This is a genomic window from Actinomyces sp. SKVG-SVH-4(1) (assembly GCF_048514265.1).
In the GTDB taxonomy this organism is placed as follows: Bacteria; Actinomycetota; Actinomycetes; order Actinomycetales; family Actinomycetaceae; genus Actinomyces; species Actinomyces oris.
Genome location: NZ_JBGEVE010000012.1, coordinates 43,670 through 65,279 on the forward strand (window position 1 = coordinate 43,670; position 21,610 = coordinate 65,279).

General features: G+C 71.5%; 14 protein-coding genes and 1 riboswitch. Of the genes, 8 read left to right on the top strand and 6 right to left on the bottom strand.

The features are described from left to right. Positions 1–17: 17 nt before the first annotated feature. Positions 18–752, top strand: a complete 735-nt coding sequence (locus AB7V09_RS10210) for a response regulator (protein WP_419143676.1) — start codon at positions 18–20, stop codon at positions 750–752. Positions 753–971: 219 nt separating this feature from the next. Here the strand turns inward: AB7V09_RS10210 and pulA are convergent, their stop codons facing one another. The 6 genes from pulA to AB7V09_RS10240 form a co-directional block, all read right to left on the bottom strand. Further along, positions 972–3,869 (bottom strand): pullulanase-type alpha-1,6-glucosidase, encoded by a 2,898-nt coding sequence (gene pulA, locus AB7V09_RS10215; protein WP_419143677.1) that lies wholly within the window; start codon positions 3,867–3,869, stop codon positions 972–974. Between the two features lie 433 nt (positions 3,870–4,302). Beyond that, the gene (locus AB7V09_RS10220; RefSeq protein ID WP_419143678.1) at positions 4,303–6,864 is read right to left on the bottom strand and encodes a heterodisulfide reductase-related iron-sulfur binding cluster; all 2,562 of its coding nucleotides are present in this window, start codon (positions 6,862–6,864) and stop codon (positions 4,303–4,305) included. 378 nt (positions 6,865–7,242) lie between these two features. After that, the gene (locus AB7V09_RS10225; protein WP_003788704.1) at positions 7,243–7,560 is read right to left on the bottom strand and encodes a DUF4235 domain-containing protein; all 318 of its coding nucleotides are present in this window, start codon (positions 7,558–7,560) and stop codon (positions 7,243–7,245) included. Between the two features lie 1,026 nt (positions 7,561–8,586). Further along, the gene (locus AB7V09_RS10230) at positions 8,587–8,952 is read right to left on the bottom strand and encodes a hypothetical protein (protein ID WP_279015329.1); all 366 of its coding nucleotides are present in this window, start codon (positions 8,950–8,952) and stop codon (positions 8,587–8,589) included. 81 nt (positions 8,953–9,033) lie between these two features. Next, positions 9,034–9,483, bottom strand: a complete 450-nt coding sequence (locus AB7V09_RS10235) for a TetR/AcrR family transcriptional regulator (protein WP_419143679.1) — start codon at positions 9,481–9,483, stop codon at positions 9,034–9,036. 78 nt (positions 9,484–9,561) lie between these two features. Beyond that, entirely contained in the window at positions 9,562–10,629 is a 1,068-nt protein-coding gene (locus AB7V09_RS10240) for a YdcF family protein (protein ID WP_419143680.1), read from the bottom strand. A 479-nt stretch (positions 10,630–11,108) separates the two neighbouring features. Further along, positions 11,109–11,253: riboswitch (TPP riboswitch) on the top strand. A gap of 53 nt (positions 11,254–11,306) precedes the next feature. On the opposite strand from AB7V09_RS10240, the gene AB7V09_RS10245 reads away from it, so the two are divergent. The 7 genes from AB7V09_RS10245 (at position 11,307) to AB7V09_RS10275 (ending at position 21,597) form a co-directional block, all read left to right on the top strand. Then, the gene (locus AB7V09_RS10245) at positions 11,307–12,404 is read left to right on the top strand and encodes a thiamine ABC transporter substrate-binding protein (RefSeq protein WP_009406898.1); all 1,098 of its coding nucleotides are present in this window, start codon (positions 11,307–11,309) and stop codon (positions 12,402–12,404) included. Continuing rightward, on the top strand, positions 12,401–14,500 hold the full coding sequence (locus tag AB7V09_RS10250) for an ABC transporter permease (protein WP_419143681.1): 2,100 nt from the start codon (positions 12,401–12,403) through the stop codon (positions 14,498–14,500). Before AB7V09_RS10245 ends, AB7V09_RS10250 begins: the two co-directional genes overlap by 4 nt. Further along, positions 14,497–15,609 carry an ABC transporter ATP-binding protein gene (locus AB7V09_RS10255; RefSeq protein ID WP_419143682.1) on the top strand — a complete coding sequence of 371 codons (1,113 nt, stop codon included), beginning with the start codon at positions 14,497–14,499 and terminating at the stop codon, positions 15,607–15,609. Before AB7V09_RS10250 ends, AB7V09_RS10255 begins: the two co-directional genes overlap by 4 nt. Positions 15,610–15,828: 219 nt before the next feature. Then, entirely contained in the window at positions 15,829–16,872 is a 1,044-nt protein-coding gene (locus AB7V09_RS10260; protein WP_419143683.1) for an ABC transporter permease, read from the top strand. Beyond that, on the top strand, positions 16,869–17,855 hold the full coding sequence (locus AB7V09_RS10265) for an ABC transporter permease (RefSeq protein ID WP_419143684.1): 987 nt from the start codon (positions 16,869–16,871) through the stop codon (positions 17,853–17,855). Before AB7V09_RS10260 ends, AB7V09_RS10265 begins: the two co-directional genes overlap by 4 nt. A gap of 101 nt (positions 17,856–17,956) precedes the next feature. Beyond that, positions 17,957–19,633, top strand: a complete 1,677-nt coding sequence (locus tag AB7V09_RS10270) for an ABC transporter substrate-binding protein (RefSeq protein ID WP_419143685.1) — start codon at positions 17,957–17,959, stop codon at positions 19,631–19,633. Further along, positions 19,630–21,597: an ATP-binding cassette domain-containing protein gene (locus AB7V09_RS10275; protein WP_419143686.1), complete on the top strand. Its 1,968-nt coding sequence runs from the start codon at positions 19,630–19,632 to the stop codon at positions 21,595–21,597. Before AB7V09_RS10270 ends, AB7V09_RS10275 begins: the two co-directional genes overlap by 4 nt. Positions 21,598–21,610 lie beyond the last annotated feature (13 nt).

The window sequence follows — 21,610 nt, forward strand, 5'->3', positions numbered from 1 at the left end:
AAGAAGGGGAGGCGCCTGTGATCCGCCTGGGTCTGGCTGACGACGAGCCGCTGCACATCATGGGCCTGGCCACGCTGCTGGGGGCGCAGCCGGACATGGAGATCATCTGGCGGGCCGCCGACGGCAAGGAAGCGCTCGCGCGCAACGCCGCCGACCCGGCCGATGTCCTCCTCCTCGACGTGCAGATGCCGGGCCTGAGCGGCCCGGCCACCACCCGCGAGCTCATGGCCCGCGGTGCGACCGGCAGAGTCGTCATCCTGACCACCTCCGACACCGACGGCTCCGTCATGGACGCCATCGAGGCCGGTGCCTCCGGCCTCCTGCTCACAAGCACCCCACCCCAGGAGCTCGCCGCCGCGATCCGTACCGTTCACGACGGCAGCTCCGTCATCTCCCCGGGGCCCACACGCCGGCTGCTCACCGCCGCGCGCACCGGCCACGTCAGTGGTGTACGGGCTAGGGAGGGGGCCGGGCGCCACGCCTCAGAGGACTCAGTCGAGGCACTCCGGGCCGCCGAGGCCTCCCAGCAGGTCGCGGGCCTGAGCCAGCGCGAGCGCGAAATCCTGGCGCTCATCGCCCTGGGGCTCACCAACCAGGAGATCTGCGACCGGAAGTGGCTGTCCATGCCCACGGTCACGACTCACGTGAGCCACCTGCTGTCCACAACCGGCTGCCGCGACCGTATCCAGCTCGTGCTGCTGGCCCTGCGCGGCGGCGTCGTCGACCCCGCCGACGTCCTGGGGAGGGCGTGAAGACGCATGCAAGCTCTTTGAGTCAGCCGCCCTGGGCCGCTTTGTGTCACTGTGGGCGACTTTTTGGGCTGATCGCCTCCACGGTCCTCCGTGGCTTGTGTGCATCTGCCCAGGTCAGGGCGGTTTGCTGGTCGCAGCAGAGTGGCGAGGGTCGAGGAATAGTCGCCAAACGTGACAGTTTTCCTCGTCGAGGAGCCTCAGTCGAACGAGCGCGCCGCCTCAGCGGCTCTGGGGCTGCACCAGGACGGCCACGGTGCGCGCCGGCACTGAGATCGTCCCGCTGGCACGGTCGAAGCCGGTGCGGCGCACCACCTCATCGGCCCCCTCGGCCTGAATGGGGGAGAGGCGGAAGTCCCGGCCCGCCAGCTCGGGCAGCGACTGAGTGAGCGTCTGGCCCGAGGCGTTGAAGACCACCAGGACGGCGTCGAGCTCGGGGTCCACGTCGCTGCCGCCCCGGGTGTCGTCGATGAGCATGACGATCACTCCCGCCGGCGCCCCGAAGCCCGCCCCCGGGAAGCTCAGCTTGTCCTGGATGAGGCGGGTCGAGCCCAGGCTGAACAGCGGTGTCGAGGCGCGCAGCCGCAGCAGGTCCAGGGCCTGGGAGCGGGCCGCCGCGATCTCCTCGGGTGACGGCCGCAGCCAGTCGTCCTGCAGCAGCGGCCCCTGGATAGCCCAGGAGCTCTCATTGCGGCTGGCCGGCGGCAGACCCCGCCCGAAACCGTTGGACTGCCCCGTGAAGTCGATGGTGTTGAACCAGTCCCCCGAGTTGTAGGAGTCCCGGTCCAGGGACTTGCTGCGCAGCAGCTCGGTGCCCGCGCACCAGAAGGCCGGCGACTGCGCCAGCGCCACCGTGGCCAGGCACACGGTGTTCATGCGCACCCGCTCGGCCACCGGCATGCCCTGGGGCAGCTTGTAGGCCAGCAGGTCGTAGAGCGTCTCGTTGTCGTGGGCGTCGACGTAGTTGACGTTCTCCTGAGGGTGGGAGGCGAAGGCCGCCGGCGCCCCGTTGTGGATGAGGTCGATGCCGCGGCGCACCGACCCGTCCGAGATCGTCATGACATAGTCCTTGAGGTTGCCCGCCAGGCCCAGCCGCACCAGGTCGGTGCGGTGGGCCAGGTCCGCCGACTGCTCGTGCCAGCCGCGGTGGTCCAGGCCGCTGGGCTGCGTGAGCAGGCCGGTGCCGAAGCCCTGGAAGACACGGTGGTCGGGGTCGAAGGCGCCCCCGCCGTGGACGGCGTCGCGCAGGCGGTCGTTGAAGGCGCCGATCCCGGTGCCGTCTAGCTGGCCCTGGGTGGCCTGCACGAACAGGGCGTTGCCCGCGACCTCCCCGAAGTTCCAGCCCTCCCCGTAGAGGTAGATGGAGCGGCCATCGACGCCGTCGGCCTCCAGCGTCAGCTCGTCCAGGGCCGTCCGCACCTGCTCCATGACGGCGCGCGGGTGGTGGCCCATGAGGTCGAAGCGGAAGCCGTCGACCCGGTACCAGCGCGCCCAGCGCACCACCGAGTCGACCATGAGGCGTGCGCACAGGGCGTTCTCGGTGGCCGTGTTGGCGCAGCAGGTCGAGCTCGTCACCCGCCCGACGGCGTCGAGACGGTGGTAGTAGCCCGGTACCACCCGGTCCAGGACGCTGCGCGGGTCCTGCCCGCAGGCGGCCGTGTGGTTGTAGACCTGGTCGAGGACCACCTGGAGGCCCAGGCCGTGCAGGGCCCCCACCATCTCGCGGAACTCGACGACGCGCGCCCCGCCGTCCTGGTGGCCCTCGGTCGCGTAGGAGCCTTCGGGGGCGCCCCAGTGGAGCGGGTCGTAGCCCCAGTTGTAGGCGTCGTGGTCGGCCACCTCCGCGATGGCCGCCTGCTGGTCGGCCGAGGCCGGGTGCGCGCCGTCGGGGATGTTGGGGTGGCGCTGGGAGCCGCGGTGCTCGGGGATGGTGGCGATGTCGAAGGTGGGCAGCAGGTGGATCGTGTTCATGCCGGCCCGGGCCAGCTCGGCCAGGTGGCGCACGCCGGCCGAGCCGGCCACCGTGAAGGCCCGGTAGGTGCCGCGCAGCTCGGGCGGTACGGTGCCGTCGGCGGCGGAGAAGTCCCGCAGGTGGAGCTCGTAGATGCTGCGGGCCGAGTCGTTGCGGACCGCCGGAGCCGGGGTGGTGGCCCACTGCTCGGGGGCCAGGCGCGGGTCGGCCAGGTCGACGGCGACCGAGCGGGTCGAGTCCGTTGTCAGCGCCGTCGAGTAGGGGTCGGTGACGACGTTGGTCTCCACGCGCCGAGTGGAGGGCACGTAGACCCGCACCTCCCACAGGTACTGGCAGCCGGCAGTGATGGGGGCGGAGGGGGCGCTCGAGGCGGCGTCGGCCGGGGAATCGGGGTGGTTGGTGACGACCCAGCGGCCGTCGCTGGTGCGCACCGCCGGGGTGCGTCGCGGCGGGTCGGGGACCTCCGGCACCGATCCCAGCGGGTCGCCGGTCTCCCAGGTCAGGAGGGTGACGGCCTGCGCGGTGGGTGCCCACAGGGCGAACGAGGGCCGGCCGCCGGTGAAGGTGACGCCCAGCTCGGCGCGGGTGGCGGCCTCAGCGTAGAGATGGTCCAGCAGGATGGCGGTCTGCACCCCGGTGAAGGCGTCGAGACGGGCGCCACTGATGTCGGCGGCCTCGGTGGGGTCCGGGAGCCCGACGTACTGGGCGATGGCAACCTGGCCGGTCAGAGCGGAGGTGACGGCAGCGTCGTCGAGCAGGGGGGTGCCGGTGGCGTCGGTCGCGCTCAGGGCGATGCAGCCCTCCAGGTGGGGGTGCGCGGCGAGGACCTCACCTGGCAGGTTCCCGACGATGCGCAGGGGCGTGACCGTCGGGGCGGGCATGCCGTCCGCGCCCAGGATCCGGCCGTGGATGGCTGCGGCGCCGCCGTCGGGCGCCGTGATGAGACGCAGGGCGAGGCCGGAGCCGGGAAGGGGGTCACCGGCGTCGGTGACGACGACCTCGCGGTCCATTCCCCGGGGCAGCAGCGACAGCGGCCACGCCAGGATGGTGGGGGTGACCCAGTAGGCGCGCTGCTCCTCACTGCCGGCCACAGGTGGGAGGGCCGTGGTGGTGTTGAGTGTGCAGGTGAGCGTGTAGGTGAAGGTCATGGGGTGTCCTCCCGAGTGGAGGCGCCGTGGTGGGACGCCGCCGGTCCTGCCGGTCGTGTCGCGGGCGGCCCCGTGTGCGGGGGTCGGCAGTGGGGCCGCGCACCTCGTAGTCTCCCCCGGGCGGCCGGGCCCTGTCAGCCCGATGGCGGGAATTGTCCTGCCTGTCCTGCGGTGCATGGTCCACCGGTATCCCAACGGCGGGTGCGTCCTGCCCCGGCCGGGGACCATCGACGCGTGCGGAGCCGTTTCGCACGGTCGGGGGACTGAGACATAGGCCGGTTGCCGCGGTGCCTCTCATCGACAGGGACATTCTCCTCCGGCCGGGTGCGGTTCGCGCGTGCGGGGGCCGGAATCCTGTCCCCGCACGCGCAGGATGTCCCCGGCCGGAGGGGAATGTCCCCGGCCGGGCCGACGGGGTGAGGCAGACTTTCGCCTACTCCCCGCCGCGGCGCACGGCCTCCAGCATGAGGGTGGCCACGTCCGTGACCCGCACGTCGGCGCCCTCGGAGGCGACGCCGTCGGAGAGCATCGTGGTGCAGAAGGGGCAGGCCGTGGCGATGACCTGCGCGCCAGTGCCGATGGCCTCGCGCGAGCGCTCCACGGCGATGCGCGTCCCGATGGTCTCCTCCATGAAGGCGCGCGCCCCGCCGCCGCCGCAGCAGAAGCCCCGCTCGCGGCTGCGCGGCATCTCCACCGTGGTCGCGCCGGTCGCCTCCAGCAGCTCGCGCGGCGGGGAGTAGACCTGGTTGTGGCGGCCCAGGTAGCAGGCGTCGTGGTAGGTGACCGTCGGGATGACCGGCTCGCCCGCTGTCTTACCGGCTTCCTCTTCGCCCGACGGCGCCGCTGGGGCCTCGGCACTCGATGTCGGGGCGTCCTCGGTCGGTGAGTCGCCGTCCTGCCCGGTGGCGGGTGCCGGCGTGGCCAGGGCGGAGGGGGCGTCGGGCGTCGTCGAACCACCCGCAGCCTGCGGCGGCGCCGGACGCAGCCGACCCTCGCGCACGAGCCGGTTCAGCAGCTGGGTGTAGTGGACGACCTCGTAGCGGCCCCCGATCTGCGGGTACTCCCGCGAGATCGTGTTGAAGCAGTGCGCGCAGGTCACCACGATCCGCTGCGCCCCGACCTCACCCAGGGTCTCCACGTTCTGCGCGGCGAGCATCTGGTAGAGGATCTCGTTGCCGGCGCGCCGGGCTGGGTCGCCGGTGCAGGTCTCGGCGTCGCCGAGGACCGCGAAGCTCACCCCCGCGGTGTGCAGCAGCTCGGCCACCGCCCGTGTCGTCTTCTTGGCCCGGTCCTCGTAAGCGCCTGCGCAACCCACCCAGAACAGGTAGTCGACATCCGCGGCGCTCTCGACGTCGTCGCCGATGACCGGCACCTCGAAGTCCAGGTTCTTGGCCCAGTCCATGCGCTTGCGCGCCGGCAGCCCCCACGGGTTCCCCTTGGACTCCATTTTGCGGAACATGCCGCCGAGCTCCTTGGGGAAGGCCGACTCCATGAGCACCTGCTGGCGGCGCACGTCGACGACGTGGTCGACGTGCTCGATATCCACCGGGCACTGGTCCACGCAGGCCCCGCAGGTGGTGCAGGCCCACAGGACGTCGGCGGGGATGACCTCCCCGGCCAGGGGCGCCGGCCGCGTGGCCACACCCGTCTCGGTGGGGGCCGCCTTGGCCGCCAGCAGCGCGCCGAGCACGTCGCCGGTGTGGGCGGTACCCGGCTCCAGGCCCAGGTTCGTCTCGCGCGCCAGCCCATCGTGCATGCCCAGCGCCTTGCCGACCAGCCCGCCGGAGGTGGGGCGGGAGGCCACCATCTCTTCGGTGACGTCGTCGGGCTCGACCCCCAGGGCGCTCGCGGCCCGCAGGTAGGGGGCGGCCGCCGAGTGGTGGTCGCGCAGCGCCATGACGAACAGCTTGGGGGACAAGGGCTTGCCGGTGTTCCACGCCGGGCACAGGTCCTGGCAGCGGCCGCACTCGGTGCAGGTGGAGAAGTCCAGCAGGCCCTTCCAGGTGAAGTCCTCGATGCGGCCCACGCCCAGGCGCACCTCGGGGCCCTCGCCGGAGTCGGCGGCCTCCATGGCCTCCTCCAGCGTGTCCATGGTGGCCTCGGTCAGGGGCTCGTCGCCGACCATGAGCGGCTGAAGCGGGCCCAGCGCCTTGGAGCCGTCCACCTCGCGGCGCGCGTAGACGTTGAGGATCGCCAGGAACCGGTGCCAGGCCACACCCATCGAGGGCTGCAGGCCCACGACGACGAACCACGTCATCGACAGCACCACCTTGATGGTGGCGACGACGAGGATCGCGTTGGCCAGGGCGCCGGCGCTCGCGGGGGCGAGCAGCGCGCCGGTCCAGGCCGTCAAGGGGAAGTGCGTCCAGGAGGCCAGGGCCCGCTGCGCCGGGTCGGAGGAGGCGGCCAGGTGGGCGTGCTCCAGCATCCGCAGCGCCAGCACGCAGGCGACCACGCCGATGATGGTGGCCTCGACGAACTTCGCTTGGGCCGACGTCGACCCGGCGAAGCGGGAGGTGCGCGGGCGCTTACCGCCGTCGGAGTCCGGGGCGTAGGGCGGGGCGGCCCGGCCGGCCCGGGTCAGGCGCCAGCGCAGGATGGTCAGGCCCACGATCCCGAAGGTGGACAGCCAGGCGATGATCTCGACGACCCAGGCCCACCAGGCGGCGTGGCCGATGAGAGGCAGCGCGAAGTCGGGCCCGCCCAGCACCTGCCCGTAGCCGGCCACGAGCGTGAGGAACAGCAGGGGGAAGGAGACCATGACCAGCCAGTGGGCGGCCTTGATGAAGGGGCGGCCCTTGAAGGCGGTGTGGCCCACGAGCGCCCCCAGCGTGAGCGCCAGGCGCCGGCCGACCGGGCGCAGGCGCTCCGGTGCGGTTGCGCGGCCCACGGCCATGCGGGCGCCAATAGTGCAACAGGCGCGTGCGAAAACTGCGATACCGATCGTCGTGGCAATGACGACGATAACGAGACAGGCGATCTGCACGGCACTCATCGGGGCGGGTTTCCTCAGGTCTCCGAAGGCAAAGGCGGAAGCGCTGGGAGGTGGCCGGTGGCGCCCCGGAGGGTCGCCTGCGCGGCACACCGTTGGCGCTTCCCTTCAGCCTACCTGTGGGTCGGCGGGGAGCTGGAAGAGGCAGGTGAGGCGCGGCAGAGGAAAAAGTGTCACGATTGGCGACTTTTCAAGGCGCGGCCGGTGGCCGCGAGCTAAGCCGGATCCTCGGAGACTGGCTCTGACCTGCGCGGACACCGTGGTGCCGAGTGTGTGGAGGTCCCTCGTGAACGGTGGTCGGGCGGGAAAAGTCGCCAATCGTGACACGGGACCGCAAAAAAGCGTGCCGACCCCGCACTGGGGCCGGCACCGATGGAGTCCTCAGGCGCTGATGGCGCGCTGCGCGTAGGGGGAGTCGGGGCGGCGGGCGCTGTACCACTTGGCGGCCTGGCGCAGTCCGAGCTCACGTACCAGGGTGACGGTGGCCCCGGAGATGATGGCGAAGGTGACGATCTCAGCCAGCTTGTAGTTGAGGAGCTGGTCCTCCTCGCGCGGGGCCGGCTTGCCGGAGATGGCTCGCCAGCCGAGCGCCACGACCTTCTCAGCCACGAACCCCGAGGCCAGCGTGGCCACGGCCGCGGTCGCCTTCCACATGAAGTCGGTGGTCTGGTCAATCTCGGCGGGGTCCTGTGCGCTCATGAGTCCTCCTTGCGCCCGGGCCGGGCGGTGTCGTGGGTACCTGCCTGCTTGGTGGTGGGGCCGACGGAGTCGGTCCGTTCCGTCCCGATCATGCCGTACCCGGGCCGACGGCGCAGCCAGTGCCCGCCCGCGTGGCGCCAACCGGCGGGCCCGGGTGGGAGGGGATTCTCGTGGCGCCAGGCGCTTGAACGAGCAGGGCGGATGGCATCAATGCATTGGATTGTTAAGACGTTTCAGGGAGAGCCTCAGTGGTTCCCAGAAAAATGAGTGGCAGGCGCCTTGTACTCGTCAGTTCGCCCTGTTACCTTCTTTCATGAGGTGTTGGAAGTCTCTCGATTCGTCTTGAACAGTCAGGATTTCCAGGGGGTGCCTGCTGGTGGGCTCGTCTGCTGAAGAGTAGGCGCCGCGCTTGCTTGATGGGGGTGCATGAATGCTGCGAGAGCACAGTAGTGTGAGTGCCCTACTGACGTATGTCATTGTCATTGTTTTCGCAGTGCTCTTTGTTGCCGTTAACTGGTCGGGTTCGGGAAGAGTCTTGTCACTGGCTTCTGTTGCCGTCATTGCCTGTGCATTGATGGCGCTTCACTCAAAGTCCTTCGCCGCGGCTGTCGGTGCCGTGCTACTCCTCGTGCCGCTGCCCTTGGTGGCGATGTGGACGAACGCCGGCTCCGCGGCGGGAGTCATTGGGCCGCTGGTTCTGTTGGTCGGAGTCGCCTGCTGGCGAACCTGGAGGTCCTCAAAGAAGGTGGGGCTGAAGCAATCTGGTTGAGCCAGTTGGCTGGAGGTGGCCTCCCCCTTCGTATGTGAGGGTGTTGGAGTGTGTGGTACCTCCCGGGCCGACGGCGCAGCCAGTGCCCGCCCGCGTGGCGCCAACCGCCGGGCCCGGGCGTTCGTACTGTGCGCCGCGCGTTCGGGGGTCAGGGCTCGAAGCGGTGCCCTGACCCCCGAACGCGCGGGAGAGTGATGGGTGTCGTGGTGTGTGGTGCTGAGCCGCTGCCTGGGTGAGGCGGCGGCTCAGGTCTGGGTTCACGCCTGGGCTGGGCGGATGGCGGCGTTGATCTGTGCGGCCAAGCCTGCGGGGTCGTCGACCGTGAGGTAGAGGTGCGTGAAGCGCTCGTCCTCCAGGGTGACGACCAGGGTGTTCTCGTAACCGGAGATGTTCCAGAACTGCGCGGTGCCCTCGGCGTGGAAGGTCCCGGAGAGCTTGCTGCCGGCCTGCAGGCCGGGCCCGCGCCAGCCCTTGGGCTCGTGACGCAGACCGGGGTCGTGCGTGGCGCCGCGTACGTGCGCGAGCGGGAACTCCAGTCGGGAGGTGTAGGACCACATCTTGTCCAGCCCGTGCGGCTCAACGCTCAGGGAGGTATCGGTGATGGTGACGGTGTTGCGGCTCATGATGTCTGCTCCTCTCGCGGGCAGGTCGGTTGGGTGGAAGTGAGCTGGTGGTCTGGCTAGTGAGCGCGGGGGCGGGGTGGGCTATGTCGGCGGTGAGGTCGATGCCGTCGGGGCTGATGCGGCCGAGCCCGACGTCGTGGCGCCGGCCCGCACCAGCAGTCGCCGGCCGAGCGCCTCGGCGGTGATGCCCGCCCGGTTCAAAGCGATCTCGAGGGCCTCGCGCACGGCCGGGTCCCCGGGGGCGATCTCCATGAGTGCCACAAGGATCAGGTCGAGCTCCTCGCGTCCCGCCCCTGCGGCGTCGGCGGAATCTCTGGGGGTGGCCGCAGGACTCAGAGCAGCCAGTGCCCCAGTGAGGCAGCGCTGGAAGAGCCCGTCCTTGGAGCCGAAGACCCCGTAGAGGCTGGCGCGATTGACGCCGGTGGCACGAACCAGATCGTCCACAGAGGCTCCCGCGAAACCGCGCTCGGCGAAGACCGCCGTGGCGGAGCCGATGACCTCGCTCTCGATGAAGGTACGTCGTCGTCCCATGAATCCAGAATAGACATTCTGGAACAATCAGTCAAGAACAATCGTTCTGAAACTCATGGGTGAGGGAGGCCGTCTCACTCAGCCGATGAGCCCCGTCTGCGCGCCGAGGGCCAGCAGTGCGTACAGGACGGCGAAGACCCCGGCGACTGCGGCGCAGGCCAGGGCCGAGCGGCGCCGGTAGGTCAGCACGGCGACGTACTCACGCAGCCAGGCGTTGACGATGTAGAACCAGGCCGTGCGCGCCGGCGCGACCGCCCACGGCACCCCCATGTCGGAGGCCAGGATCGCGGTGCGCACCGCGTGGAAGGAGCTCGTCACCAGCAGCACCTGCGGGTCGACCATGCCGCGCTCGGCCAGCAGGTCGCGCGTGTAGGAGATGTTCGTGCGGGTCGTCGTCGAGCGGTCCTCCAGGAGGATCCGCTCAGGCGGGACGCCGCGGGTGATCGCATAGTCGGCCATGGCGCGCGCCTCGCTGACCGGCTCGTCAGCGCCCTGCCCGCCGCTCATGACCAGCAGCGGCACCCCGGGGCGCAGGGCCTCCTCATCGCGCCAGGCCTCGATGCCTCCCTTGATCCGCGAGCCCAGCAGCGGCCCGACCTTCCCGTCGATGAGCCCGGCGCCATGGACCACGACGACGTCGGGGTGCGGCATGGCCCGACGCCCGCCCCAGATCCGCTGCACCACCGTCTGGCCCAGGAAGATGAGAAGGAAGACGCCCAGGTAGGCGCAGGCGCAGAACATGAGCGCGGCAACCAGCAGGGCCCAGGGGTTGGCGGTGGCCACGAGGGCGACCGCGGCCATCGGCGTGGCGATGAGTCCCAGGCCGGCCGCCAGGCACAGCAGGTTGCTCAGGCGCCGGCCCTCGCGGCGGATGAGGACGACGCCGTTGAACATGAGCAGGAACGGCATGAGGGCGATGAGCAGGAAGAAGGCGACACTGCCCAGACCCACTGGGATCGTGAGGACGGGGATGAGGGAGGCCAGGTGGAGCAGTGCTCTCACCGTCGCGCCGACCAGGAGCAGGAACAGGAGTCCGTTGCGAAGCCGGCGGTTGTCGCGGCGCCGCGAGAGCCTGAGGAGCCCCCACCACAGCGCCAGGGCGGCGACGTCGACCAGCGGAGCGGGGAGGAACCAGGGGGTGCTCATGGGGCGGCTTCCTCTCGTGGTGCAGGGGGTGGGTTTGTCCTGGATGCGGGGAAGGCGGGCCTTCCCGGCATGGCGCGGGACGGTGGGTGCTGATGGGGCGGCGCTCATCATAGAACCGGGGCAGGCTGGTGCCGCCTTGCGCTCATATGAGCAGGTTAGGAGGCGGCTGCCGGTGGGTGTGAGCGTCGTTGGGACGATTCGTGGGAGCCGGCCCTCCACCCTACGGACGACGGCGTGTGCCCCGACTCCTCCCTGGGGGGAGGTGGTCGGACCGGCCGGGCACCGCCGTCGGACCTGCGCAGTCGTACCGTAGGTCGCGCTGTCGAGGGTTCAAGGTACGACCTCGCGGATTACCCTACGATCGCGCGGGAAGGCGATGGTGCGGGAAGGTGAACGTGCGGGGGCCGCGGCACAGCTCGGGTGCGCCGCGCGGGCCGGATGGAGTTGGTGTCAGCGGGCGCCCTCGAACTACAGTTGACCTGCAACGACAGGGGAGCGCCCCGTCGTCGGCCCGGCCGCCACTGGTCGACGGGCCGCCGCCGATGGCGCTGAGAGTGCGGAAGCCCGCAGACCCTCGAACCTGCTCCGGTTAGTACCGGCGAAGGAAGTCGAGACCATCTCCCCGGCGCGCCGCAGGTGGTCGCCGGGCCCTCCGGAGAACCATCCAGGAGGCACACATGAGCATCCAGTCCAACCCCCGTTCGGGCCGGCCCCGCCCGGCCCTCAGCCGCCGGGCCCTGCTCGCCGGAACCGCCGCCGGCGCCGTCGGCCTGAGCCTGGCCGCCTGCGGCAAGGGCAAGAAGGCCGGCTCCCAGGCCGACTCCAAGACCGTCACCGTCGTCACCCACGACTCCTTCCACGTCTCGGAGGACCTCCAGAAGGCCTTCACCTCCGAGACCGGCTACACCCTCAAGATCGCCACCTCCGGGGACGCCGGCGCCCTGGTCAACAAGCTCGTCCTGACCAAGGATGCGCCCCTGGGCGACGCCGTCTTCGGCATCGACAACACCTACGCCACCCGCGCCCTCGACCAGGGCGTCATCGACACCTCCGCCACCGTCACCCTCCCCAAGGGCGCCGAGAGCTACGTCGTCGCCGACACCCCGGCCCTGGCGCCCATCGACGTCGGTGACGTCTGCCTCAACATCGACACCGGCTACTTCACCGGCAAGGGCCTGACGCCCCCCGCCACCTTCGAGGACCTCACCAAGCCCGAGTACAAGGGCCTGCTCGTGGCCATCAACCCCACGAACTCCTCGCCCGGCATGGCCTGGCTGCTGGCCACCATCGGCCACTTCGGCGCCGGCTCCTTCGCCGGATACTGGAAGCAGCTCATGGCCAACGGCGCCCGAATCGCCGAGGACTGGAGCGCCGCCTACGAGACCGACTTCTCCGGCAGCGGCAAGGGCACCTACCCCATCGTCGTGTCCTACGCCTCCTCGCCCTCCTTCACGGTCTCCAAGGACAAGAGCTCCAGCTCCACCTCCGCCCTGCTGGACACCGCCTTCCGCCAGGTCGAGTACGCCGGGGTCCTCAAGGGCGCCGCCAACCCCGAGGGTGGCAAGGCCTTCGTGACGTGGATGCTCTCCAAGGCCGTCCAGGAGGACATCCCCGGACAGATGTACATGTACCCGGTCCTGCCCGACGCCGCCCTGCCCGAGGCCCTCACGAAGTTTGGGCCGCTGTCGAAGTCGCCGGTGAAGGTCGAGCCCAAGGAGATCACCACCCACCGCGAGGAGTGGCTCAACACCTGGACCGAGGCCGTCGGCAAGTGAACGCGCCGGGCGAGGAGACGCCAGGGGCCGACGCCGCCGCGCGAGCCGACGCCGGAGCCTCCCGGAACGCTGAGCCCGCCGGGACGCCCCGCCGGGCTCGGACGGTGGCCGGGGTGCAGGGCTCAGCAGAGGTCTCGGGAGGCGGTCCGGTCCGGCCCGCCGCCGGAGCCTCCCCGTCGGTGGGAGCGGCGTCGGCGCCGGGGGTGGCGTCGGGGACGGCAGTCCGGCCGGCCGGAGGTGGCGCTGCTGCTGCCCGGCGCACCGGCGGCCCCCGGCCCGGTTGGGGCGAGCGGGCCGGCTGGACCCTGGCCGTCGTCGGCCCGCTGGCCTTCCTGGCGGTCTTCTTCGCCTGGCCCGTGGCCACACTCATGGGCCGCGGCCTCGCCCCCGACGGCGCCCTGGACCTGAGCGGCTTCGGCGAGGTCCTGGCCCGCGAGCGCACCTGGCGGATCCTCACGCAGACCCTCATCCAGGCGGTACTGGGCACCGCCGTGTGCGTGGCCCTCGGCATCCCCGGCGCCCTCGTCCTCTACCGACGCGCCTTCCCCGGCCGCGACCTGCTGCGCGGGGTGGTGACCGTGCCCTTCGTGCTGCCCAGCGTCGTCGTCGGCGTCGCCTTCCACGCCCTGGTCACCCGCGGCGGGCCCCTGGAGGCCCTGGACCTGGACGGGACCCTGACCGCGGTCGTGGCCGCACTGGCCTTCTTCAACTACGGACTCGTGGTGCGCACCGTGGGCACCATGTGGTCGCGCCTCGACCCGCGCGCCGTGGAGGCCGCCCGGGCGCTGGGGGCCTCGCCGATGCGGGCCTTCGCCACCGTCACCCTGCCCGCGCTGGCCCCCGCCATCGCCTCAGCCGCCTCCCTGACCTTCCTGTTCTGCGCCACCGCCTACGGGGTGGTGCTTGTGCTCGGCGGGGTGGGGATCGGCACCATCGAGACCGAGATCTACCGGCTGACCACCCAGTACCTCGACCTGCGGGGCGCCGCCGTCCTGTCCGTGGTTCAGCTCGGCGTCATCGCCCTGGCCCTATGGGTGGCTGAGCGGGCGCGCGCCGCCACCCAGACGCGCCTGCGCCTGCGCACCGAGGTGCCCGCCCCACGGCTGCGCGCCGCCGACACCCCCGCGCTCGCGCTCACCGCCGCCACGGTCGGGGGGCTGCTGGTGGCGCCGATGGCGGTGCTGCTGGCGCGTTCCCTGCAGCGCGACGGCGCCTGGACGCTGGCCAACTACACCGACCTGGGCTCGACCGGCGGGCGCAGCGCCCTGCTCGTGACCGTGTGGGAGGCGGCCGCGAACTCGGTGAGCGTGGCCGTGGCGGCCGCGGCCATCGCCCTGACCCTGGGGGTGGTGGTATGCCTGGTCGTCTCGCGCCGCCCCCGCAGCCGGGCACTGGCCCGGGTCATCACCGGGCTCGACGCCGCCTTCATGCTGCCGCTGGGCGTCTCCGCCGTGACGGTCGGCTTCGGCTTCCTCATCACCCTGGCGCGCCCGCCGCTGGCCCTGACCCGCTCCTGGTGGATCCTGCCGCTGGCGCAGGCCGTCGTGGCCGTGCCGCTCGTGGTGCGCACCCTGCTGCCGGCGCTGCGCGCCATCGACCCGCGTCAGCGCGAGGCGGCGGCCGCCCTGGGGGCCGGACCCGGCCGGGTGCTGGCGACCGTGGACGGGCCCCAGCTGCTGCGCGCCGGCGGACTGGCGGCCGGCTTCGCCCTGGCGACGTCGCTGGGGGAGTTCGGGGCGACGTCGTTCCTGGCCCGTCCCCAGGAGCCGACCCTGCCGGTGGTCGTCTACCGGCTCATCGGCAGCCCCGGCTCCCAGAACCAGGGGATGGCGCTGGCCGGGGGCGTGGTCCTAGCGGTGGGCAGCGCCGTCGTCATGCTCGGCTGCGAGTGGCTCCAGACCCGGCTCGTCCCCGGGCGGGGCCGGAGCGCGGGTGCGACGTCGAGGTCCGGCAGGGCGGCGCATCAGCCGGTCCCGGAGCGCGGAACGTCCGCGGAGACCCGCCGGCCCGCGGCGGACACGGCGGGTACGGCGGGCGAGAACAACGAGACGGCCCGGTCGCGCGGGCCCAGGACGGACGGAGGCGAGCGGCCATGAGCCCGACTGCCAGTAACGCCAGTGCTTCTGCGGGCCTGTCCGTGCGCGGGCTCGCCGTGACCTACGGGGACCTGCGCGCCGTCGACGGCGTCGACCTGGAGGTGGCCGCCGGGGAGGTCGTCGCCCTCCTGGGGGCGTCGGGCTCAGGCAAGTCCTCCCTGCTGCGCGCGGTGGCCGGCCTGGAGGACGTGGCCGCCGGCGAGGTCGCCTGGGACGAGCGGAGCATGGTGCGCGTGCCCGTCCACAAGCGCGGCTTCGGCCTCATGTTCCAGGACGGCCAGCTCTTCGAGCACCGCGACGTCGGCAGCAACATCGCCTACGGGCTCACCGACCTGCCGCGCGCCCAACGGGGCGAGCGCGTGCGCGAGATGCTCGCGCTCGTCGGCCTGCCCGGATTCGAGCGGCGGCGCGTGACGACCCTGTCCGGCGGGCAGGCCCAGCGGGTGGCCCTGGCCCGGGCGCTCGCACCGGCGCCGAGGCTCCTGCTGCTAGACGAGCCGCTGTCCGCCCTGGACCGGGCCCTGCGCGAGCAGCTGGCCACCGATGTGCGCTCCATCCTGCGTCGGGGCGGCACGACGGCGCTCTACGTCACCCACGACCAGGACGAGGCCATGACCGTGGCCGACCGGGTTGGCGTCATGGAGGCCGGCCGCCTCCTGCGCCTGGACACCCCCCAGCGCCTGTGGGCCGACCCCGGAAGCAGCAAGGTGGCGCGGTTCCTGGGCTTCGACGTCGTCGGCGACCTCGCCCTCGCGCCCGGCGCGCTGCGCGTGGCGGAGGCCGTGGCGGGGGAGCCAGGGGAACCCGGGGAGCGGGGCGGGTCCGCGTGGACGGAGGCACAGGAGAGACAGGCGACAGCGCAGACGCTGCCGGCCACGGTGCTGGCCACGCGGCTGCGGCGCGGCCAGTGGGAGGCCGAGGTCGAGCTCGACCCCGAGGAGCTCGCCGGGCTGGTGGGGTCGGACGGGGCAGCCGGTCGCGCCGGCGCCGGGGCTGATGCGGCGGCCGATCGTGGGTCGGCCCGCGCCATCGCTCTGGCCCAGGGCCCCCACGCTCCCGGTGCGCGCGTCACCCTGAGCCTCGACCCCGCGCGCACCGCCCGGCTGTAGAACTTATAGAACATGACCGGCCGTACGCCGATGCGTTGTTCTGGGTGACCGAGACGACTTTCCTGATTCCTCAGACTTCCTGCTATTGTCTCCTCGTCATTTTCCGGTGCCTCTCAGGAGAACATCATGGCCAAGCGAATGTGGAGCTGTTGCTGTCGCTGACGACAGCCCACGTCCCATTCGTTGAGCGCCTGCTCCTAACACCTGTGAGGTGCCCCCGTGCACTCGTCCACCCAGGACACCCCTGTCTCCATCAGCGCTACCAGTCCCCTCGAGACCGCTGATTCTGCCGACGCCGCAGCTGCTGCTGCTGAGGCCTCTGCTTCAGGTGCCGCGGCGCCCGCCGCCGACCGCGCCTTCCATGAGCGCCCCGGCGGCTCCCACCAGGTCTGGCGCCGCCTGGCCACCGACCGCTGGGCCCTGGCCGGAGGCGCCGTCGTCATCGCGATCACCCTCGTGGCCCTCCTCGCTCCCTGGATCACCCGGGCCCTCGGCGTGGACCCCTACACGTACCACCTCGACCTGCTCGCGCCCTCCGGTGTCCCCGCCGGACGATTCGGGGGCATCAGCGCCGCTCACCCCTTCGGCGTCGAGCCCCAGACGGGGCGAGACCTGTTCGCAGTCGTCGTGGAGGGAACCCGCACCTCCTTCTCCATCGGTATGGGCGCCACCGCCCTGTCGATGCTCATCGCCATCAGCCTGGGGCTGAGTGCCGGCTACCTCGGCGGCTGGTGGGACGCCATCGTCTCGCGTCTGACCGATATCACCCTCGGCTTCCCCCACCTGGTCTTCATGATCGCCATCTCCGCGATCATCCCCGCCACCGCCCCGCGCGTACCGGTCATGATCCTCATCATCGGGATCCTCGGTTGGCCCTCGACCGCCCGCGTCCTGCGCTCGCGGACGATGGCAGTGCGCGCCCGAACCTTCGTGGGCGCCTCACGTGCCATGGGCGCAGGCGGCCTGCACATCATGACCACCCAGGTCTTGCCCAACCTCGTGGCCACCATCATCGTGCTCACCACCATCTCCATCCCCGGCAAGATCACCGCCGAGGCCGCCCTGTCATTCCTCGGGGTGGGCGTGCCCCCGCCGACACCGTCCTGGGGCCGCTCCATCGGCTCAGCCATCACCTGGGTCGCCACCGACCCCTGGTACCTCGTCTTCCCCGGCGCCGCCCTGTTCCTCGTGACCCTGGCCTTCAACCTCTTCGGCGACGGCCTGCGCGACGCCCTCGACCCCAGGACCGGTGAGCACCGATGAACCGCCTGCACTTCCTCGGCCTCAGGCTCGTCCGCACGTTGGCGACCCTCGTCATCATCGTCTTCATCACCTTCGCCATCTTCTCCCTGTGGCCCTCCGACCCAGCCACCTTGGCCTGCGGCAAGCCCTGCACCCCGGAGAACCTCGAGCGCGCCCGCGCCTTCATGGGATACGACCTGCCCTGGTACACCCAGTTCTGGCACTACCTCCAGGGCATTGTCGTGGGGCGGACCTTCGGGGAGGGTGCCGGCGCCATCGCCTGTGCCTCCCCCTGCCTGGGCTACTCTTTCCGCCTGTCGACGCCGGTCAGCGAGCTTGTGGCCACCCGGCTGCCCGTGACCGCCTCGATCGCCGTGGGCGCCGCCGTCCTGTGGCTGGCCATCGGTGTGGGTGCCGGCGTCATCTCCGCCCTCAGGCGTGGCTCGCGCCTGGACCGCACCATCATGACCGGGACGGTCCTGGGCATCTCCTCACCCGCCTATCTCGTGGGACTGCTGGGCATCCTCCTGTTCGGCTTCACACTCGACATGGTGCCGGTCTCCGGCTACGTCCCCCTCGCCGAAAGCCCCTTGGACTGGGCCTGGCACCTCATCCTGCCGTGGTGCGTTCTCGCGCTCATCTCCGCCGCCGTCTACGCCCGCATGGTGCGTGGCGAGATGCTGGAGAACCTCGGCGAGGACTACGTGCGCACCGCGCGCGCCGTTGGCCTGCCCGAGCGCCGAGTCGTCGGCCGCCACGTGATGCGCAACATCTCCCTGCCGGTCATCACCTACTTCGCGCTCGACCTGGGTGGCCTGCTGGGCGGCGCGGTCATCACCGAACGTGTCTTCTCCATGCAGGGCCTGGGTGCCCTCCTCATGGACGCCGTCGGCACATCCGATGTCCCCGTCGTCATGGGGGTCACGCTGGTTGCCGCCGCCTTCGTCGTCGTCGCCAACCTTGTGGCCGACGCCGTCGCCACCCTCATCGACCCCCGCCTCTGAACGGCCGACCACCCCATCCCCACCAGTCTTCCGGCGCCGACGGCGTCGGGACCCCGACCGGCGACCCACTACGGGCCGACCGCAGCACAGGAAGGACACCCATGTCTCACCCCCACCGCACCCTCATCGCCTCACGCCGCGCCTTCCTGACCGGTTCCGGCATGACCGCCCTGACTGCGCTGACCCTGGCCGCCTGCGGGGCCAACTCACGCTCGTCGTCAGGTGCCTCGGCCAGTGCCAAGGCCGGCGGCAACCTCACCGTCCTGACCTCGGCCTCCGACGTCGGCTGGGATCCTGCTAAGAGCCAGTCGATGCCCATGACCTCCCTCGGCCTGGTCCACCGGCGTCTGACCACCTGGAAGCTGGAGCCCGGCAAGCCCGTCGAGCTCGCCCCGGACCTGGCCACCGACACCGGCAAGGCCTCCGACGACGGCCGGACCTGGACCTTCACCCTCAAGAAGGGCCTCAAGCTCTCTGACGGCTCGGCCATCACCTCGGCCCACATCAAGCATGGTGTCGAGCGTTCCTTCGCGCCGGCCCTCTCCGGGGGCCTGGGCTACCACAAGTCGCTCCTGGCTGGCGCCGAGGGATACCAGGGCCCGTACTCCGGTGCTCACCTGAGCTCGATCGAGACCCCCGACGAGTCCACTATCGTCTTCCACCTGGTGCGTGCCTTCGGTGACTGGCCCTGGATCGTTGCCCAGCCGGCCTTCTCGCCGGTGCCCGAGGGCGACGACCCCGCCACCTACTCCCACGCCCCCATCGCCTCGGGGCCCTACCAGATCGACCAGTACAAGCAGGGCTCATCCATCACGCTCAAGCGCAACCCGCACTGGTCCAAGGACACCGACAGCATCCGCCTGGCCCTGCCCGACACCTTCACCTTCTCGCTCGGCCAGGACGAGACCACCTCCGCCCAGCGGCTCATCGCCGACTCCGGTGACGACCGCAATGCCTTCGGTGCCGACCGCGTCTCGGCAGCCCAGCTCGCCCAGGTCTCGGCCAACGAGAGCGCCAAGTCCCGCCTGGCCACCAGTCCCGAAGGCGGGCCGCTGGCCTTCCTGGCCATCAACGTCCAGCGCGTCAGCGACCTCAACGTGCGCAAGGCCATCGCCCACGCGGTCGACAAGGCCGCCGTCGTCGCCGCCCTGGGTGGGGAGCTCGGTGCCCAGGCCGCCTCCACCTACATCACCCCGGGAATCCCCGGCCGCCAGAACTACGACCTCTACCCCCACGACTCCGCCAAGGCCAAGGAGCTCCTGACCGGTAAGAACGTGCCGGACCTGGTCCTGCTCACCGATAACGGCGCCGCCTCCAAGGCGATGGCCGAGGCCGTGGGACAGTCTCTCAAGGAGGTGGGCCTGAAGGTCACCATTGAGCCTGTCGAGCCCGACACCTTCACCGAGCGCGCCACCAAGGGCGATGGCTCCACCTACGACCTGGCCATCTCCAACTGGAACCCGGACTACCCCTCCGCCAACGCCAACATCCAGCCCCTGTTCGCCTCCTCGGAGATCGGCTCGGGCGGCGTCAACTTCGCCCGCTACTCCAACGCGGAGGTCGACGCCGCCATCGCCCAGGCCCAGGCCAACCTCGATGCCAAGGCCGCGCAGGCCCAGTGGGCGGCCCTGGACCGCAAAATCGCCGAGGAGGCGCCCGTGGTGCCTCTGGCCTACCGGCGCAACTCCTTCCTGCACGGCTCAGGTGTGGCCGGGTTCTTCGTCGAGTCCTACCCCGCCTACCCCAGCTACCAGGTGATCGGAGTGAGTGCCTCATGAGACGGCGGACCCGGGGCGCCCACGTGCAGTCCCCCGAAGTACCGGGTGCCGACGACGCGGTGCTGCGCCTGCGCGGCTTCGGTGTCACCTTTGCCGGTTCTGACGCTCCCGCCTCCACCGGGATCGACCTGGACCTGCGGCCCGGCCGCGTCCAGGCCCTCGTGGGAGAGTCCGGCTCCGGGAAGTCGGTGACCGCCCTGGGCGCCCTGGGTCTGCTTCCTCCCACCGCCACCGTCACCGGCTCGGCGCGTGTCATCGACCCCGGCCTGATCCGTGAGGCCGTCCGGGACGGCGGCGAGTCCGGGACCGCCGACGCCGTCGAGCTCGTGGGGGCCTCCCGCCCAGTGCTCGATGACGTGCGTGGACGGCTCATCGGCACCATCTTCCAGGAGCCGACCACGGCCCTGGACCCGCTGGAGACCATCGCCTTCCAGATCGGGGAGGCCGTGCGAGCCCACCCCGGTGCCTTCCGACGGCCTCACGCGAGCGCCGGACCGGAGGCCGGCTCCCAGGCCGGTGGCGGGGGCCGACGGCGACCCGGCCGACCCGGAGGGTCAGGTCGGTCAGGCCGGTCGGGTCGGCTCAGCCGCGCCGAGGTCGACGCCCGGGTGCGTGAGCTGCTCGCCCGAGTGGGGCTGGGCGGCGGTACGGGCGGGAAGGACAGTGCCGACAGCGCCGACGGTGCTGACCGTGCCGATGGTGAAGTGCTCGAGCGCATCGCCCGCTCCTACCCCCACCAGCTGTCCGGCGGCCAGCTGCAGCGCGCCTGCATCGCCCTGGCCATGGCCTGCGACCCGCCGGTCCTCATCGCCGACGAGCCCACCACCGCGCTCGACGTCACCGTCCAGGCGGGGATCCTCGACCTGTTGCGCTCCCTGACCCGGGACGAGGGCGTGGCGGTCCTCCTCATCACCCACGACATGGCTGTCGTCGCTGATGTGGCCGACGACGTCGCCGTCATGCGCCACGGACGCATCGTCGAGCGCGCCGCCGTGCGCGAGATCTTCCGCAAGCCCAGGCACGAGTACACCCGCGAGCTGCTCGCCGCCGTGCCCCGTCTGGACTCCCTGCGCCAGGAGGACCCCTTCGCCGCGGTCGCCCGCGAGTCCGAGGCGCCGGCCAAGGCAACGGCCGAGCCCGTCGTCGCCGTTGAGGGACTGAACGTCGTGTACCGCAACGGGCGCCGCACGGTCCACGCCTTGCACGACGCCTCACTGACGATCGCGCCGGGCGAGGTCCTGGGCCTGGTGGGCGAGTCCGGATCGGGCAAGTCGACCATCGCCGGGACCCTCACGGGACTGGTGCCCATCGCCTCGGGCAGTGTGCGCGTTGACGGCGTCGAGGTGGCCGGGGCCCGGCGCCGCGACCTGCTGCCCGTGCGCCGTTCGACGGGCGTCGTCTACCAGAACCCGGCCTCCTCCCTCAATCCGCGGCGCACCGTGGGGGCCTCGATCGCCGAGCCCATGCTCATTCACGGCGGCTTCGACTCCCCGGCCAGGCGGGCGCGCGTGCGCGAGCTGCTGGAGGCGGTGCGCCTGCCGGCCGCCATGGCCGAACGCTACCCCCACGAGATGAGCGGTGGCCAGCGCCAGCGGGTGGCGATCGCCCGCGCCCTGGCCCTGGACCCGCGCCTGGTCATCGCCGACGAACCCACCAGCGCCCTGGACGTCTCCGTGCAGGCCGTGGTCCTGGACCTGCTGCGCGCCCTGCAGGCCGAGCTGGGGTTTGCCTGCCTGTTCGTCTCCCATGACCTGGCCGTCATCGACTCCATCGCTGCGCGCACCGTTGTGCTCAGCGGAGGCCGTGTCGTGGAGTCCGGGCCCACGGAGCAGGTACTCGCCCGCCCACGCGAGGACTACACCCGGCGCCTGGTCATGGCTGTGCCCGTGCCCGATCCGGCCGTGCAGGCCGCCCGTCGCGAGCGCCGTCGAGCCCTCAAGGCCGTGGAGGGCGTGCGCACGTAGATGCCGCCGGCCC